13 protein-coding genes, 7 pseudogenes and 1 riboswitch are annotated in these 15570 nt (G+C 68.3%); of the genes and pseudogenes, 13 read left to right on the top strand and 7 right to left on the bottom strand.

The features are described 5' to 3' along the window. Positions 1 to 109: 109 nt before the first annotated feature. The 4 genes and pseudogenes from ABD912_RS23560 to ABD912_RS06645 form a co-directional block, all read left to right on the top strand. A pseudogene (locus tag ABD912_RS23560) lies at positions 110 to 250 on the top strand (hypothetical protein); the annotation flags it as partial. Between the two features lie 16 nt (positions 251 to 266). Further along, positions 267 to 593 (top strand): helix-turn-helix domain-containing protein, encoded by a 327-nt coding sequence (locus tag ABD912_RS06655; protein WP_345149463.1) that lies wholly within the window; start codon positions 267 to 269, stop codon positions 591 to 593. Further along, positions 580 to 789 (top strand): hypothetical protein, encoded by a 210-nt coding sequence (locus ABD912_RS06650; protein WP_345149461.1) that lies wholly within the window; start codon positions 580 to 582, stop codon positions 787 to 789. Before ABD912_RS06655 ends, ABD912_RS06650 begins: the two co-directional genes overlap by 14 nt. Positions 790 to 1272: 483 nt before the next feature. Beyond that, a complete protein-coding gene (locus tag ABD912_RS06645) occupies positions 1273 to 1509 on the top strand; it encodes a hypothetical protein (RefSeq protein ID WP_345149459.1) in 237 nt (78 codons plus the stop codon). 17 nt (positions 1510 to 1526) lie between these two features. On the opposite strand, the gene ABD912_RS06640 is transcribed toward ABD912_RS06645, so the two are convergent. From ABD912_RS06640 to ABD912_RS06630, 3 genes are all read right to left on the bottom strand, one after another. Next, positions 1527 to 1928 (bottom strand): PGPGW domain-containing protein, encoded by a 402-nt coding sequence (locus ABD912_RS06640; protein WP_345149458.1) that lies wholly within the window; start codon positions 1926 to 1928, stop codon positions 1527 to 1529. Further along, complete coding sequence (locus ABD912_RS06635; protein ID WP_345149457.1) at positions 1928 to 2677, bottom strand: diacylglycerol/lipid kinase family protein; 750 nt, start codon at positions 2675 to 2677, stop codon at positions 1928 to 1930. Before ABD912_RS06635 ends, ABD912_RS06640 begins: the two co-directional genes overlap by 1 nt. Before the next feature lie 481 nt (positions 2678 to 3158). Next, on the bottom strand, positions 3159 to 4262 hold the full coding sequence (locus ABD912_RS06630; RefSeq protein ID WP_345149455.1) for an NADH:flavin oxidoreductase: 1104 nt from the start codon (positions 4260 to 4262) through the stop codon (positions 3159 to 3161). A gap of 179 nt (positions 4263 to 4441) precedes the next feature. Between ABD912_RS06630 and ABD912_RS06625 the strand changes: the two genes are divergently transcribed. The 5 genes and pseudogenes from ABD912_RS06625 (at position 4442) to ABD912_RS06610 (ending at position 9025) form a co-directional block, all read left to right on the top strand. Then, a complete protein-coding gene (locus ABD912_RS06625; RefSeq protein WP_345149454.1) occupies positions 4442 to 4780 on the top strand; it encodes an ArsR/SmtB family transcription factor in 339 nt (112 codons plus the stop codon). A gap of 778 nt (positions 4781 to 5558) precedes the next feature. Then, positions 5559 to 5712, top strand: a riboswitch (cyclic di-AMP (ydaO/yuaA leader). A gap of 6 nt (positions 5713 to 5718) precedes the next feature. Beyond that, complete coding sequence (locus tag ABD912_RS06620) at positions 5719 to 6570, top strand: C40 family peptidase (RefSeq protein WP_345149453.1); 852 nt, start codon at positions 5719 to 5721, stop codon at positions 6568 to 6570. Positions 6571 to 7224: 654 nt separating this feature from the next. Then, positions 7225 to 7557, top strand: coding sequence for a hypothetical protein (locus ABD912_RS06615; protein ID WP_345149452.1), 333 nt, complete (start codon positions 7225 to 7227; stop codon positions 7555 to 7557). Between the two features lie 240 nt (positions 7558 to 7797). Next, positions 7798 to 8097, top strand: a pseudogene (locus ABD912_RS23555) (NAD(P)-binding domain-containing protein); the annotation flags it as partial. Between the two features lie 52 nt (positions 8098 to 8149). After that, positions 8150 to 9025: an NAD(P)/FAD-dependent oxidoreductase gene (locus tag ABD912_RS06610; protein ID WP_345149450.1), complete on the top strand. Its 876-nt coding sequence runs from the start codon at positions 8150 to 8152 to the stop codon at positions 9023 to 9025. Between the two features lie 215 nt (positions 9026 to 9240). Here ABD912_RS06610 and ABD912_RS06605 read toward each other — a convergent pair. Then, a pseudogene (locus tag ABD912_RS06605) lies at positions 9241 to 9426 on the bottom strand (IS30 family transposase); the annotation flags it as partial. A gap of 273 nt (positions 9427 to 9699) precedes the next feature. Here ABD912_RS06605 and ABD912_RS06600 point away from each other — a divergent pair. The 3 genes and pseudogenes from ABD912_RS06600 to ABD912_RS23545 form a co-directional block, all read left to right on the top strand. After that, the gene (locus tag ABD912_RS06600) at positions 9700 to 10470 is read left to right on the top strand and encodes an N-carbamoylsarcosine amidohydrolase (protein ID WP_345149448.1); all 771 of its coding nucleotides are present in this window, start codon (positions 9700 to 9702) and stop codon (positions 10468 to 10470) included. A 169-nt stretch (positions 10471 to 10639) separates the two neighbouring features. Then, positions 10640 to 10783, top strand: a pseudogene (locus ABD912_RS23550) (IclR family transcriptional regulator); the annotation flags it as partial. Between the two features lie 92 nt (positions 10784 to 10875). Continuing rightward, positions 10876 to 11013 (top strand): annotated as a pseudogene (locus ABD912_RS23545) (IclR family transcriptional regulator domain-containing protein); the annotation flags it as partial. A gap of 132 nt (positions 11014 to 11145) precedes the next feature. Here ABD912_RS23545 and ABD912_RS23540 read toward each other — a convergent pair. Then, positions 11146 to 11247, bottom strand: a pseudogene (locus ABD912_RS23540) (IclR family transcriptional regulator); the annotation flags it as partial. A 479-nt stretch (positions 11248 to 11726) separates the two neighbouring features. Between ABD912_RS23540 and ABD912_RS06590 the strand changes: the two are divergent. After that, positions 11727 to 12818: pseudogene (locus ABD912_RS06590) on the top strand (MFS transporter); the annotation flags it as partial. Here ABD912_RS06590 and ABD912_RS06585 read toward each other — a convergent pair. Together ABD912_RS06585 and ABD912_RS06580 are read right to left on the bottom strand one after the other, a co-directional pair. After that, on the bottom strand, positions 12787 to 13599 hold the full coding sequence (locus ABD912_RS06585; protein ID WP_345149445.1) for an IclR family transcriptional regulator: 813 nt from the start codon (positions 13597 to 13599) through the stop codon (positions 12787 to 12789). The pseudogene ABD912_RS06590 and the gene ABD912_RS06585 overlap by 32 nt on opposite strands. Positions 13600 to 13753: 154 nt before the next feature. Beyond that, the gene (locus ABD912_RS06580; protein ID WP_345149443.1) at positions 13754 to 15130 is read right to left on the bottom strand and encodes an MFS transporter; all 1377 of its coding nucleotides are present in this window, start codon (positions 15128 to 15130) and stop codon (positions 13754 to 13756) included. Positions 15131 to 15570: the final 440 nt, after the last annotated feature.

Here is a 15570-nt window from a genome sequence, read left to right as displayed (position 1 = left end):
CCAGGCGGAGCGTCGGATCAGATCGTATGGCGCTCGACCAGCTAGAGACCTCCAAGCGTTGGGGTTCGTCGCCAGTGACGGACGGGCCGCGGGGCGGTATGCCGGATGCATGAGGTATCCCGATGGCGGCGGACTGGACGCCGCGGAAAGGGCCCGGCGCGAGCAGGTTCGCTTGGCTGCGGCCGATTTGATCGAGGCCGGCGCCGGCGACCAGGAGATCGCCCGGCTGTTCCGGGTCACCCGGATGTCGGTGGACCGGTGGCCGCGTGCCTTGGCCGCTGGCGACCAGGGCGGCGCTGGCCTCCAAGGGCGCCGGCGGTGCACGGTGCCGGCTGGATCCGGCCCAGCTGAAGGAACTGGAGAAGGTGCTCGACGCCGGCCCTGCCGCGTCCGGATGGGAGGCGGACCAGTGCTGGACGCTGGCCCGCATCGCCGAGGTGATCCACCGGAGGTTCGGGGAGGACTACACCCTGGCCGGAGCCTGCCTGCTGTTGCACCGGATGGGCTGGCGCGTGCAGGTCCCCGCCCGGGGGCCGCCGAGCGCGACGAGGCGAAGATCGCCGCGTGGAGGGACGGGCAGTGGCCCGTCCTAACAGGCCGGCGGCGGACCTGGGTTCCTGGCTCAGCTTCGAGGACGAGGCAGGACAGGGCCTTCAGTCGCCGAAGGGACACACCTGGGGCCGCCGCGGGGCCACGCCCGTGGTGCCGGTAACCGCCGCGGGCACCAAACGCGTCTCCATCGCCAGGCTGGCCTGCACCCGGCCCGGAGCGCAGCCGCGGCTGTTCTGACGCACCCACGTGCACCGCGGACCGGCCAAGGGACGGCGCAAGGGTTTCGCCGAGGCCCTAGCTGACCATCGCCCAACTGCCGCCCTATGCACCCGAATTCAACCCCGTCGAGGCCGTCTGATCGCACCTGAAAAGGCCCCTGGCCAACCTCGCCAAATGCGGCATCGACCACCTCACCGCGCTGGTGTGGACCCGACTCCGGCGCATCCAGCACCGGGCCGACCTCCTGACCGGCTTCATCGCCAAAACCGGCCTCGACTTCACACCGCTACCCCCGCAGAGAAACCTCTCTAGCTGGTCGGCGGCTGCCGCTATAGAGGGTTTTCCTCGTCGGATCGGTGAACGACTCGGGGTCCTCGCTCATGTGCAGGGTGTAGCCGACCGTGGGTTTCCCCAAGCGGGCCACGCCCGTAGGCCCGGGCGTCGCGGGTTCCATCCCGGTGCTGCCGAGCTTTTCCAATGCTGGCGGTGCAGACTCGGTGTATGAGCGACAAACACACCGTAACGGTATTCGCCTCCAGCACGAATCCCAAGGACTGGGGTCGCGCCCTCGCGGACGCCATGTCCGAGCTCTCTGGTCCCGTCGCCGGCGACGAGACACCCGACCACGCGCGGCTCTTGGGCCAAAAGCTGGTTCTGGACATCCGTCCGAAGGACGCCGGGGTGGAGATCACCGTCTCGTGGCGTCCCGCCCCGCGGGACGAACAGACTCACGGATGACCACCACTGCCTTGGCCTCACTGCCACGAAGTGGCCGGAGGTGCGGGCATCAGTGGAAGGGCTTCCGGCTCGGCGTTCCTTGAACCTCGCGCGGAGCCGAACAAGGGGCCGGATTTGGCCTTGACCGGTACCAAGATGCGCTTGGCCGACGGGTAGCGCAGGGACAGGACAGCGAGCCCGGCGACCAGGAACAACAGTCCGGGCCCGGGCAGCACCAGGGCCGCGAGACCGGCGGCGACGAGCAGCCAGCCGGTTGCCTCGCTGGCCCGGTGCGCGCTTTCGACGAGCACACCCGCGCCGGCGGGGACTTCGAGCAGTTCGCCGTCGATCTGTAGCGGCAGGGCGTTCAGCGTGGTGAACGCATAGCGTTCCACGCTGCGCTGGGGGCCCAGGCCCACGGTGACGGCACGCAACGTCATCAGGGCCAGGGCCCCCAGCGGCCCGCGGTCGGGACCCCGATGACCTCGAACCGGCCGTCGCTCGGATCCCGGGAGTCGCTCACGGTCCCGTACTTCGCCATCCGGGAAACGTTGGCCAACACCAGGCTGGCGAACCGGGCGCGGGCGTCGTCGGCCCGCTCGATCTCGAAGGGCCGCAGCCGCGGCAGCGTCCGTGCCACCCCGGTGAGTTCCCGGATCCTGCCCTTGCCCGCGTGCTCGATCACCCTGGCCATCGCGGCGGTCAGTCCGAAACCGATGTAGGAATGGGCGAACCTGACCACCGGGGCCATCCGGTCCCCGGTGACGGTCAAGCGCAGCAGATCCATCAACCGCACCGGTCCGTCCACGATGGCCTCGAGAGCCGGCAGCGAGCCCACACTGCGGTGGTGGTCGTTCGCATTGCCCGCCAGCACCATGCACACCACGTTGCTGCCGGGAACGTCCATGACCCCGTTGACCACATCGTTGTACCCGCCGTCGCCGCTCACCGCGACCACCAGCACAGGGGCGGCCCCGGGATTCCCCAGGGAGGCGCAGGCCGCTGTCCTCGCGACCTCGCGTCCGTGACCCGCCCGGTCGGTGGGCCGGAGGTCGACCTGGATGCCCGGCAACCTGACGGCCAACCCTTCCCGGAGCCACCGCGCGACGTGCACCGGCAGCTTGCCCGGATCGGGGTTGAATACCACCACGACCCAGGAAAAACGCGCAGCCGTCCGTCCGCTCGACATCGTCCCTTCCCATATCCTCCGCGACTGCAGCTCAGCCCTGCCTCCGGTATGCGCCCACACCTAAACGTCGATAGTGGGCGATGACGTCGGGCTGGATCCCTATGGCACTCTCCCCGCCCGGCGGGGAGCCGATACATCGTTATTTCCCGGTCCCGGCATAGGAGCTTCCCGGGATCGGCAACCGGCCCCAAGCGATTGCTGGCACTGCCTTGCAACCGGTGGGTATCAAGACGCTTTGTCGAGACACTCTGCACTCTCGTGGATCGCAGAGGTATTTGGCTGCTTCCGGGAAAGGCGGCCGGCGCAGGGGCGTGAGCGGCGGGCAGTTGGGAGCACCTCTCGCACCAGTGCCCGATCAGTCCGTCGGCCTGGGCCCCGTTCCTGCACGGTGGATCGGTTCAGGGGTGAGACGTTTGGGCCGCGCGGGCAACGCGGGCCGGGCCGGGCGTTGTCCGCCCGGCCCGGCCGTGGTGGCGCGGACTTACGCGGGCCCGTCCAGCTCCCAGTCCTTCACATCCGCCAGGGGGGTGAACAGGGTGGGGTCCAGCTCGCCGAAGTCCAGGTTGTTTCGGACCAGGTGCGGCCAGTTCCGGTTGGCCAAGGCCGCCTTGCCCAGTGCGATGACGTCCGCGGCGCCATCGTGCAACATCGAGGCCGCGGTTTCCGGGGCATCCAGGTTGCCGTTGGCGATCACAACTACTCCCGAATGCCGCTTGGCCAGCGCGGCGAGGGACTCCGGGCCGTCCTCGAATGCCGGCGCGGTTGCCCTGTATTCGGTGGTGTGGATGAAGTCGACTCCGGTGGCGCCCAGGGTGGAGAAGATGACCTTCGCTTCCTCGGCACCTCCGCGCCACCGGTGGTCGTTGTCGCTGACCTTGGACTGCGAGATGCGGATTCCCACGGTCATGTCCGGGCCGACGGCCTCGCGCACCGCGCGGCAGATCTCCGCGGGGAAGCGCACCCTGTTTTCGGGTGACCCTCCGTACTCGTCGGTCCGCTGGTTCATGTAGTCGGTCAGGAACTGATCCAGCAGGTACCCGTTGGCGCCATGGATTTCGACGCCGTCGAAACCGGCCGCCTTGGCGTGCAGGGCGGCGGCCACGAAGCCTTCCCGGACCTGGCCCATCTGGGCCGGGGTGATCTCCGCGGGAACGGGGTAGGGCCCTTCTCCACGGTAGAAGGCCAGCTGTTCGCCCTTGGGTGCCACCGCCGAGGGGCCCACTGAGGAGTCCATGAAGCGGTTCCCCTGGGCCTGCGCTCCCGCGTGCATGAGCTGGGCGAAGATCCGTGCGCCTGCCGCGTGGACACCGTCAACGACCTTGGCCCAGGATTCAGCCTGCTCCCGGGTGGCGATGCCGGGCTGGTACAGGTAGCCCTGACTGTGCGCAGTGTCGGGATAGATCCCCTCGGTGATCAGAAGCCCGAAGCCTCCGCGCGCGAACCCCTCGTAGTAGGAGGCCATCCTTTCCGTGGCGTGTCCGTCCTCGGTTGCGCTGATCCTTGTCATGGGGGCCAGTGCCACCCGGTTCTCCAGTTGGGTCGAGCCGATCGCAAGGGGTGACCAGAGCGGGCTGAAATCGGGCATGGGGAACTCCTTCATAGTCGGTGGGCCAGAACGGGCAAGCCGCACAGGGGCCCACCGCTAAGGGTCGCAGCGACGCCCGCGAGGATCCACCCTCAAGGCTAGTACGACATCCGTCGTACTACTAGATTTATCGTACAATGGATGCGGGGTCAATCAAGCAACCAGGAGGCGGATTGCCGGTGCGCATCCTCGCCCACCCCGACCGGGGCGAGTTGCAGCTGGATGCCGTGCTGTCCGCGTTGTCCGATCCGGTGAGGCGACGGATCGCCAGCCAGCTCGCCGATGGCCTCGACGACCAGGCGTGCATCGCCTTTCAGCTGCCGGTCAGTAAGTCCACCTCCACGCACCACTTCAGGATCCTGCGCGAGGCCGGCGTGATCGAACAGCACTACAGGGGCACCGCGATCCTCAACTCGCTGCGAGCAACCGACCTCAAAGCCCGGTTCCCGGGACTGCTTCAGGCGATCCTCCAGGCCGCCCGCAACGACGCAGCCTCCCCCACCACCGAGCGGCCCTGACAGGCCCCCGGCCCGCCAGCCACCTTCGCGGAGGCAGGAAGCGCTAGGAACGCATCCGCTGGTCACGGGCCGCCGGCAGGGCGCTTCGGTTCCCACCGGGCGAACGGCTACCTGTCTCAAGTCGCCCGCCACCCAGCGGGAGCCCTCTGCCATTCCGGCGGAACCTATTGACTTGGCCGATCCACCCCAAGATTCCGCAGCGCCCGAGAGATGCCCCTCAGGGCCGTAGAAATGCCGACCGGGACCACACAGGCCATCGGGACTCGATTCCCCCGCTCCCCTGCCGTCTCACAACGGGTGGGTTTCAAGACACATTGTCGAGATGCTCGCCATTCCTTGCGTGGTTCGCCATGCTCAACGTAACGGCGGCGCAGGCCGCCGGGAGCAATGCCCGGTGTCCGGGCGCACGGAAAAGATAGGTAGGTCTGCGGTGCCTCTTTCGCGGGCCGCCGTGTCCGGGGAACCGTCGGTCGATCCGGCCGCCGCACGCAACGCCTCGCCGACCCCTCACTCCGCCGCGCCCTCACGCTCCTGCTCGTGCCCGCCACCCTCACGGCCTGCAAGCCGCGGGGCAGAGCGCCGCAAAGACGGCCTGAGATGGGATAAGGAACCCGGCGGGCACCACTTCCCACGCGCGAAGGTAACCAAAAAGTTGCCGCTTCGTGACCGAATTGTGACTTTAGAGGCGATTTCCTGTAGGTTCGAAGCCATGCCGAGCCTCCGTACGGTTCGGCCTGCTCGCGCGGCCTGCCGAACACTGCCGCCGCCCGAGGTCCCTTTGCATAAACCGCTGGGCAGTGGCGGGGGAACCACATTTCGGGTCCGCACGGATCCTTGGGGTTAAGTGCCTCACGCCGGCCTTCCGGCACGAGGCACCGGGTGGCTCCCACCCGAATCCGACAGCTCACCCCGCAGGCATTGGGAGAGGTTCAAACATCGTGTCCAAGCGCCAAGCTCGCGGTCGCCACCGTGCGACGCCCGTCCGCACCAACCCGCTCGAGACCATCTCGAAGGCAGTCGCCTCCAACGCCGGCTCGGTGGGCCGTCAGGCCGCCGTGGTCGCCGCGGCTTCCGGCCTGGTGCTCACCCTGGGCGTTCCCGCCCAGTCCACCCAGGCCGTCGGCGAGGCGGCAGGCGCCCCGGTCGACACCCTCGCCACCGAGCGTGTCGCGGTCCAGGCGGTGGCCGTCCCCGACACGGCCGTCAAGAGGTTCGAGATCGATCGCGTGGCCCTGAAATCCACTCCGGCCCCCGCGCCGAAGCCGGTCGTCGCGGCCGTCGCCGCTACCGTCTCGGCCTCCGCGAACGATGCGCGGGGCGCCGCAATGACCAGCGCCACCCGCACCGCGCAGGCCGCCACCGCGGCAAAGCCCGCGGCAGCGAAGCCCGCGGCAGCGAAGGAAAAGGCGGCCACGCCCGCCATCAGTGCCAGCACCGCCTTCGGAAGCCGCATTGCCAGCATGGCGTTGGGCTTCAAGGGTTCACCCTACGTCTGGGGCGGGAGCTCGCCCTCGGGCTGGGATTGCTCCGGATTCGTCCAGTACGTCTACGGCAAGGCCGGCATCAGCCTCCCGCACAACACGACCGCGATCCGCACCAGCGGGAAGTTCGTTCGCACCTCCACCCCGAAGGTCGGCGATCTGGTCTACCAGAACGGCGGAAGCCATGTGGGCATCTACATCGGCGACGGCAAGATGATCGGGGCCCAGAACCCGTCGGTCGGGACCGTGATCCGGGAGGCGGACAGCCCCTACGGCCCGCTGATGGCCTACTACACCCTGGCCAGCTAGCACGCCGGCTTCGGCCCCCAAGGACGCGCCTCGGAGGAAGCGAACGTCCTTCAGGCGCAGGGAAAGGGAGCAGTCCTCGGACTGCTCCCTTTCCCGTTCACATACCGATGGCACATGTCGGAAAACGACCCGAAATGCGGCCAGCAAGGCACCGCCAGAGACCACCCCGCTGTCAGGTTCATCCACCCGCCAGCTCAGGGGCAGCCCCTGGGAACTCGATTGTCAGTCGTCGGTGCGTATCCACACTCGTCGACCCATGGTGCGAAGCTCCCCGGACTTCGACCCAACCCTTTCGGCCCTGTCCGCCGGAGGAGGTCCTCCGCAGCATTGCGGGATCCGCCAATGCGTCGCCCGCTTGCGATGGCGTCATGTCTCGCAGCCGGAGGGATGCAAGACGGTTTGTCGAGACAGAGGGACGGTCCCGCGCCCCTGATGGCATCGGGCGGTGAGAATGGTTGAATGACCATACGTCCAAGGGGGAGTAGGCGATTGGTGAACAAGCGCTGGGCGGCCGGACTCGGCGTCGCCGGCATGGTGTTCGCGGCAGGAGCCGTGACGGGATGTTCCGCGTTTCGGGACTACTAGGGCGATACGTGCGACGGGCGCAAGCCGGTCGATTCCCTGGAACAGGCCGGCCGCGATCTGGTCACCGCCGTGTACGCCGCCGACCTCACCGGGACATGCCGGGTCACCCATCCTTTCCCGGGAGGGGTGCTCGACGATGCGATGGTTGCCCATACCCGGGAAATCCTGACCGCACGGGGCATCACCCCGCAGAATGTCGCGGTGGTGGTGGGCGAGCAGTTCGGAAGCGGCATCCCCGTCCAACTGACCGACGGCAGCAACAGCACCTCCCGCGTGGTTGAGGTGGGTGGAGTCAGGGTCCGCGATGTCGGATACACGATCGGGCTGCCGTCTGAGGTTTACTCCGAAGTGCGCGAGCACCCGGCGTCACAGTCGGCTTCAGCCGAGCCCCCGGCCGAGTAGCGTACCTGCCGCCGCCGAAGCACAGGACATCCGACCCGTAAGGCGCACCGATGAGCAGGTGGCGCGGCGGCTTCGACGAGGGATCGATCGCCGAAAAGTGAGTCTTGCACCCGAAGGGATGCAAGACGGGCCGGCGAGACAGGAGGGCCGACCTGGCCGGAAGCGGAGGGCGACCCCTGACAATCATGCGTACAGGGTGGACACTGGACCCCAATCGGGGAGGCCGGCAAGGCGCAGGGGGTGGTGGTGTTCGACTGTGTGGTGGTCGGGGCGGGACCGGCGGGACTGGCCGCGAGCACGGCCCTGGCCGGCCACGGCATCGACCATGTGGTTCTGGAGCGCGTCCGGATCGGGGAGACTTGGCGTACCCAGCGGTGGGAATCCATGCGCATCAACAATCCGGGGTTCATGAACGCGATGCTGGGTGAGCAGGACCCCGACTCGTACCTCACCTGGCGTGAGGTCGTCCAGCGTCTCGATGCGCTCGGGTCCAGGGGCCCTGTCCGAACCGGCGTCGAGGTGCACGGCATGGTGCGTGAACGCGATCGGTGGCTCCTCGGCACGAATGGGGGGAAGTCTGGAGGCGCGCTGCGTGATCGTCGCCAGCGGCGGCGAGAACGTCCCCCGGCGACCGGCCCTCGCGGCCCAGCTACCGGGTGCGATCGTCCAGCGGCACGCCGCCGAGTACACCAAACCAGACGACCTGCCCGACGGGGGGATCCTGGTGGTAGGCAGCGCCCAGTCGGGAACCCAGATCGCCGATGAACTCTCGGCGACCGGACGACCCGTGTGGCTCTCGACAAGCGCCGTGGGGCGCGCGTCGGTCCGCTACCGCCGCAGGCACACCGTGCGGTGGTTGTGCGAGATGGGTTTCTTCGACGACCGGACCGAGGACCTTCTAGACTCGTCCTCCGTCCGTCTGGTCCCGGCGCTCCTGGCACCGGGCGGGCGCAGCATGAGCCTGCAGACGGTGGCCGAACACGGGGCAACGCTCACCGGCCGCATCGTCGGCGTCAACGGCCAAACGCTGACCTTCGACGACAGTGTGGCGGCCAATGTCGCCTACGGAGACCGTGCCGCCGAAGCCTTCAGGGTCATGATCGACGACCACATCCGGTCGCTGGGCCTCGATGCCCCCGATCCCGAACCCGACGAGGCGTACCGGCCCATTCGGCTGAACGCTCCCGGTGAGCTGTCCCTGCAGGACTCGGGAATCCGCAGCGTCATCTGGTGCACGGGCCTCACGGGGGACTTCCGCTGGCTCGGCGAGGAATTGCTTGACCCCACGGGTGCCCCGAAACGGCAAGGAACCGTATCGCCGGCTCCGGACGTCTGGTTCCTGGGCCTGCGCTGGCTCATCCGGCGCACCTCCGGAAATTTCTGGGGCTTTCCGCAGGACGCCGCGGTCGTTGCCGACATGGTCAGAAACTCGCTCGCGGCCGGAACAGGGCGCGCCCGCCCAAGCTAGCAAGAAGACCACCCCAACCGGTGCCGGCGGTTGACGCCCCCGCTTCGAGTACGTCGGTAATGGATATCCGACCCCGGGCGGCAATCGCAAGCACGAGACATTCGCGTCTTGCAACCGGAAGGATGCAAGACGGTTTGTCGAGACACTAAGGCCGACCCGGCAGTCTGCGGCGCCTAGTGAGGTGAAACGCAGCAATGGATGGTGGTGTTCTGGTACCCCTCCCCATGCCCCGGAACGGCACGGTCGGCGGCATCGGCAAGACGTTCGCTGATCACCACATCCTCGGTGATGTGGCCCCGCGCCTCGTTCCGCGATCGGGCCTGGGGAACCCTCAGGGCCCTGCCGGTTCGCAGATACGCGACCAACTCGCGCTTGGGCGCGCTCTGGCCCTCGACGCGAAGGCCGTCCGCTCCGGCTGACACTCGCTCCCCCGGGCAGTCACTGCTGGTCGCGCTCGGATCGTGACCAGCAGTGCCGCTGCGGCCGCGAACCGGCTCCCTCGCTGGGCTGCCGGAGTGACGCACTCGCCGATGCTCGCCCCGACCGAGCAGTTGGTCCGAGGGGACACGGATTCGGCGAATCTCTGGTGCTGCGCCGGTCCGTGCGCTACAGTAGTCAACACAGCAACCAAGTTGCTCTGTTAGCAACACATCACCGTGAGAGTGGAGAGAGCCATGACAGTTACGTCCAACGACATCGAAGCCCGTCTTGCAGCAGTGCTGGAGGAGGCGTTCGAAGCCGGCACGGGCATCTACAACGAGCGCGGCTTCAAGCGTCGGATCGGCTACGGCAACCGCCCCGCCGTCATCCACATCGACCTCGCGAACGCCTGGACCCGTCCGGGCCACCCGTTCAGCTGCCCGGGCATGGAGGAGATCATCCCGAACGTCCAGCGGATCAACGAGGCCGCGCGCGCCAAGGGCGTCCCGGTCTTCTACACCACGAACGTGTACCGCAACCGCGACGCCTCCTCCGGCACGAACGACATGGGTCTGTGGTACTCGAAGATCCCCACGGAGACCCTGCCGGCGGATTCCTACTGGGCACAGATCGACGACCGCATCGCGCCCGCAGAAGGCGAGGTCGTGATCGAGAAGAACCGCGCCTCGGCGTTCCCGGGGACGAACCTCGAGCTCTTCCTGACCTCCAACCGCATCGACACCCTGATCGTGACCGGTGCGACCGCGGCCGGGTGCGTGCGCCACACCGTCGAGGACGCGATCGCGAAGGGCTTCCGCCCGATCATCCCCAGGGAGACCATCGGCGACCGCGTCCCGGGCGTCGTGCAGTGGAACCTCTACGACATCGACAACAAGTTCGGTGACGTGGAGTCCACGGATTCGGTGGTGGAGTACCTGAACGGCCTCCCGCAGTTCGAGGACACGGTCCCGAAGACCCTCTCGGATCCCCAGCGCGAGGTGGAGGCCCCCGCGGATCCGGCCTAAGTCGCACCGTACTGTCGGAGTCCCGCGGGCCGGCATTCTCAGGCCGACCCGGCGTCAGCCCGGCACCCCTCAGTGGGTGCCGGGCTGACGCACATCTGTGAGGACCTGGACGTACCAGGCATCCGCACAGGGCGCCCGGCACACCCGTTCAGCCAGAAGAGGACCGACGATGGCAGGGGAGCGCAATGCCCCCGAGAATCAGGGCGCCGCGGCATCGTTCCTCAACGGATTCACGATGCTCGAGGCATTCTCGACCTCTGATCGTCCGCTTCTCGGCAACATCGAGATCGCCTCGATCATGAGTCTGCACCGGGGCACGGTCTCCCGTATGCCCACCGGTCTGTCCGAAGCCGGATACGTGCAGCGTGACGAGCCTCCGGGGCCGGGGACCCCGCGTTCCGGCACCTGGACGCGGTCCGGGAGGCCGGGGTTGCCGTCAACGACGGCGAGACGACGTTCGAGGAGTACGGCGTCTCGGCGCCCGTGCACGACTACCGGGGCGCGGTGGTCGGCTGCATCACCGTCAGCGCTCCCCGCGCCCGCGTGCAGTACCGCGGCAACCAGGCCGAACTGCGCGAGGCCGTGCAGAAGGCCGCCCGCCAGACCCCGGTCCGCCTCGGCGGCGGCGCGGCACTCGGCGGCCAGCGCCGCGACGGACTCCGGGGGGACGCGGTAGAACGGGGCGGCGACGAGGACGCTGGCGACCACACGCCCGCGGTGGTCCCGCACGGGAGCGGCCACGCCGACCTCGTCCTCGGAGGTCTCGCAGTGGTTCACGGCGTAGCCCTGCTCGCGCACGGTCGCCAGGCGGGCCAGGTACTCCCGCGGTCCGGTGCTGGCCTCGAGCGTGACCCGCCCCCCCCCCCCCCCCGGAGGAGGCGACGGACGTCGTCGGGGTCCTCGTGGGCCAGGAAGACCTGGACCGAGGCACTCAGGCCGGTGGCGTAGCGGGTGCCGATTTCCCCGGGCAGTCAGGTAAGGCAATCCCGGACGGAGAAGGCAATTGGCTGGTTGCTATGGGTGCGAATGCGTTGTCACCTGACCAACTTCGGCCTGGATCACATGTGCGAAGCCCGGCGGCATCGTTCCGAACTGACAGTGGAGCACCATGCGGTCTCGGCGTCATCCCCTTGATTGGAGACAGTATGGAACGCATCCCCGCGGACACTTCGCTGGAGAAGGTGAGCCCGGAACGCCTGCGCAAGGTAGTCCGGGCCTCGTTCGCCGGCACCATGGGGGAATAGTTCGACTTCGCCGTCTACGGCTACATGGCCACCCACATTGCCGCGACCTTCTTCGTATCCAACGACCCGGTCACGGGCCTGCTGGAGACCTTCGCCGTGTTCGCGGTGGCGTTCGCGCTGCGGCCCCTGGGCGGCATCTTCTTCGGACGCCCCGGCGATCGCCTGGGGCGCCAGAGGATCCTGGTGCTGACCGTGCTGCTGATGTCCGGGTCCACGGCGGCGATCGGACTGATCCCGAGCCACGAGTCGATCGGCGTGTGGGCCACGGTCCTTCTGGTGGCCGCCCGGTGCCTGCAGGGCTTTTCCGCCGGCGGGGAGTACGCGGGCGCCACCATCTACGTCGTCGAGCACAGTCCCGACCAGCACAGGGCCCGCTACTCGTGCGCCATGTCCGCGGCGACGTTCTTCTCCTTTGCGCTCGCGGCCGGACTCGGCGCGCTGCTCAGCTTCGTCCGGCCGGCCGAGGCGATGGGCGCGTGGGGCTGGCGCCTGCTGTTCCTGCTGTCGGTGCCGATGGGTCTGATCGCCTTCCACATCCGCGCCAAGCTCCACGAATCCCCCGAATTCCAGGCCATGCTGGACGACTCCGCTTCCCGCCCTGCACCATCCCTGGGCACCGTCGTCCGCACCCAGTGGCCCGCCATGCTGCGGCTGGGCGGGTTCATGATGCTGACCGCCGTGTCCTTCTACATCTGCTCGACCTACATGGCGACCTTCCTGACCAAGGTGGTCGGCCTGTCCCAGGACCTCGCACTGTTCTCCAGCCTGATCTCCCTGAGCCTCGCCACCGCGTTCGCCCCCCATGGGCCGCGTCTCGGACCGCATCGGGCGCCGCCGCACCATGCAGGCCGCCGCCGGGCTCCTGGCCGTCCTGACCATCCCGGCGTACATGATCGCCGACCAGGGAACCTTCGCAACCGCCGCACGCCCTCTGCGCCGCTACCACGACGATCCAGTGCAGGCCGAGTCCGTGCGGCCCGTCGCGTAACAGCAGACACCCGGGCCTCGACGACGCGGGGCAGCAAAATGGCCGGCCGCCGCCCGGTCCCGGCACCGGCCGGCCATTCCTGTTTCAGGCTCGGGCGCCGCCCAGCCGGTCGGTGACCTTCTCGGCGGCCAGTCCCACGGCATGACCGAGATCCTCGTGCTGGTCCGGCGAGATGCGCCCGCGCGGGGCGGCCAGCGTGATGCATCCGACCACGGCCCCGCGGTAGTCGCGCACCGGTGCCGCGACCCCGAACTCCTGGGGGTCGGTGTATCCGTCGTTGAAGGCGAGGCCGCGCGCGCGGACCTCCGCGAGATGTCCGGCCACGTCCGTGCCGAGGCCGGAGGTGGCGGACCGGCTGATCTGGTCCGTCTCCAGCAGTTGGGACACGGATCCCTCCGGCAGGAACGCAAGGAAGAGCCGGACCGACGAGCTCTCGTAGCGGTCGTAGCGGGTGCCGATGTAGGCCGTGTGCTTGACGAACTGCGGACTGGAGACCTGCTCCGCGACCACCGCCCCCGTCCCGTTCCACACCGCAAGGGAACTGGTCTCCCGTGTTTGGAGGGTCAGGGCCTCGAGGGCGGGCTGCGCCAGGCGCCGCACGTCGAGCTCCGCCAGCAGCGGCCCGGCCAGCCCGATCACGCCGAGGCCCAGGCGGTACCTCCCGGTTTCGGACTCCCGCTCCAGGTACCCCGCCTCGGCCAGGCCGGAGAGGATCCGCGACACGGTGCTCTTGTGAAGGTCGACGATCTGGGCGACCTCGGTCACGCCCAGCGTCGGGCGCCCGGTGCGAAACGCCTCCAGGACCCGCAGTCCGTTGAGCAACGACGCCGCCGCCCCCTGGGACGCGTCGGCCCGGCCTTTCGGCGCTTCGGTCCCGTCTTTCGGTGCTAACGGCACGAAATCTCCTCGATGGTGTGTAGGCCCGAAGGCCGGCGGTCCCCACGGCCGCACGGCCGCCCTGTCTGGTCAACGATATCGGAGCGGGAACGGCACCCGGGGGGGCCGGGCTGCAGCGCAGCGCGCGCCGCCCGGCACCCCGGGGCGGGGGATTTCAGTCCAGGCGCACGGCTGCGGGATCCCGGTGGGGAGCTGCGAGGACCATCAGGCCGGAGGCGAGGATGGGGATGCAGCCGACAAACAGTGCCGTGGTGTTCCAGCTCATCCCGAAGCCGAGGCAGGCCGTGACGATGACCCCGCCGACGATCGCGCCGACCTGGCCGGCGGCGTTGATGATGCTTCCCGCGGTGGCCCGGGTCGCCGCCGGGAAGCTTTCGCCGTTGAAGAACAGCAGCGCGGAGAAGGGGCCGATGAGGAAGAACAGCCCCAGGCTGTAGAGCGCCACCGTCGCCGCGAAGGATCCTGCCGGCAGCATCAGCATGCCGGTGAAGGACGCGGCCGACAGGGTCCATCCGATGGCGATGGTGTTGCGGCGGCCGATCCGGTCGCCCAACCAGCCGTGGAACAGGTACCCCAGGAACGAACTGCCGTTCGAGACGATGAGGATCAGCAGCGCGTTGGTGAACGGGACTGCCCGTCCGGACTCGGCGGTCAGCAGGGAGGTGCCGAGGATGGCGAACACCAGCACGCCGATCCAGTTCATCAGGAACGCGAGCCCGATGGCGAGCACCGGGCGGAGGGACTCGCCCCGGAAGGTGTCCCGGATCGGCGTGCGGACCCCGCCCTGGTCGTCGATGTGGAACTCCTCGGCCAATTGGGCGGCCTCGTCGTGGCGTCCGGCCTCGTTGAGTTTGATCACCTCGGTGCGGGCGCTGAACTGCGGGCTTTCCTTGAGCCAACGCGCGGCGAACCCGATGAAAGCGGCCGGCACGGCCGCCGCGACGAAGCACAGTTCCCACCCGCCGACCGGCTGCAGCACCGCCGTCGACGCGGCGGCCAGCACCGCCCCCACGGGCCAGCCCGACTGCACCAGCGAGTAGACCAGGCCACGCCGGCGCAGCTGCGCGCTGGTTGCTCCCGAGGACGAGTACACCTCGTTGAGATAGACCGCGTTGATCGCCTGCTCCGCGTAGCCGAGGCCGGCCAGCGACCGGATCAGCACCAGGCCCACCAGGCCGAGTCCGCCCAGCAGCCCCACCATCCAGCCGACCGTGGCCGTCAGGAGCGAGGCGACGGCGGCGCCCACCACCGCAAGGATGATGCCCCTGCGGCGTCCGTACCGGTCGACCACCGGGCCGATGCCGAAGGCGACCAGTGCCGTTCCGGCCGTGATCCAGGTGTTGAGCCCGGTCGCCCCGGCCGCACTCAGCCCCAGGTCCTCCGCCATAATGGGGAGCAGGTTGCCGAACAGGACGAAGTCGTAGACCGCCACGGTCCATGCGAAGAAGCAGATCCAGCTGGCGATCTTGACATCGCGCGGGGTGAAGGAGTGGATGGCCGGGCGAACCGGTATGGAGCCGGAAAGAGTCATGGTCGTGTCCTTGGGATGATGGCGGGACCGGTGGACCGTCATGGTGATTGGCAGGATCCCCGCAGGATTCCCCAGATCCCTGCCGAAGGATGCGGCCCACCGGGCCATCGCCGAACTTTGATTGACGAGTTGTGCGCCTAGAGACGCCGTTACCCATATAGAAACATCGTTGTATATCGGGCATGCTACGTCCCGGCACCTCACCCGGACACCCCTGCGGACAGATTTGCCCAAAAATATACGGCTGTCGACGAGATCTCCGCCGAATTAAAACAACCAATTAACACGAAACCTCTTGTGCATGCGTTGCTACAAGTGCAGGATGGTTGCTTGAAAAGCAACGATTTTGTGAGTGACGTTGCCCACACCAGCGGAGGAGATCGAGCATGAAGCGCATTGGAGTCGATGTCGGCGGGACGTTCACCGACCTGTACTACTCG

Origin of the sequence: Arthrobacter ginkgonis, assembly GCF_039540195.1 — a bacterium.
In the GTDB taxonomy this organism is placed as follows: Bacteria; Actinomycetota; Actinomycetes; order Actinomycetales; family Micrococcaceae; genus Zafaria; species Zafaria ginkgonis.
The sequence above is the reverse complement of the archived record's forward strand: the minus strand, read 5'-3'. Positions and strand labels throughout refer to the sequence as shown.

What these genes read in the sequence shown, in the direction of transcription:
- ABD912_RS06645 (WP_345149459.1), top strand. Translation starts at nt 1,273, where the DNA reads ATGAGCGACAAACACACCGTAACGGTATTCGCCTCCAGCACGAATCCC.
- ABD912_RS06640 (WP_345149458.1), bottom strand. Translation starts at nt 1,928, where the DNA reads ATGACGTTGCGTGCCGTCACCGTGGGCCTGGGCCCCCAGCGCAGCGTG.
- ABD912_RS06635 (WP_345149457.1), bottom strand. Translation starts at nt 2,677, where the DNA reads ATGTCGAGCGGACGGACGGCTGCGCGTTTTTCCTGGGTCGTGGTGGTA.
- ABD912_RS06630 (WP_345149455.1), bottom strand. Translation starts at nt 4,262, where the DNA reads ATGCCCGATTTCAGCCCGCTCTGGTCACCCCTTGCGATCGGCTCGACC.
- ABD912_RS06600 (WP_345149448.1), top strand. Translation starts at nt 9,700, where the DNA reads ATGACAGTTACGTCCAACGACATCGAAGCCCGTCTTGCAGCAGTGCTG.
- ABD912_RS06580 (WP_345149443.1), bottom strand. Translation starts at nt 15,130, where the DNA reads ATGACTCTTTCCGGCTCCATACCGGTTCGCCCGGCCATCCACTCCTTC.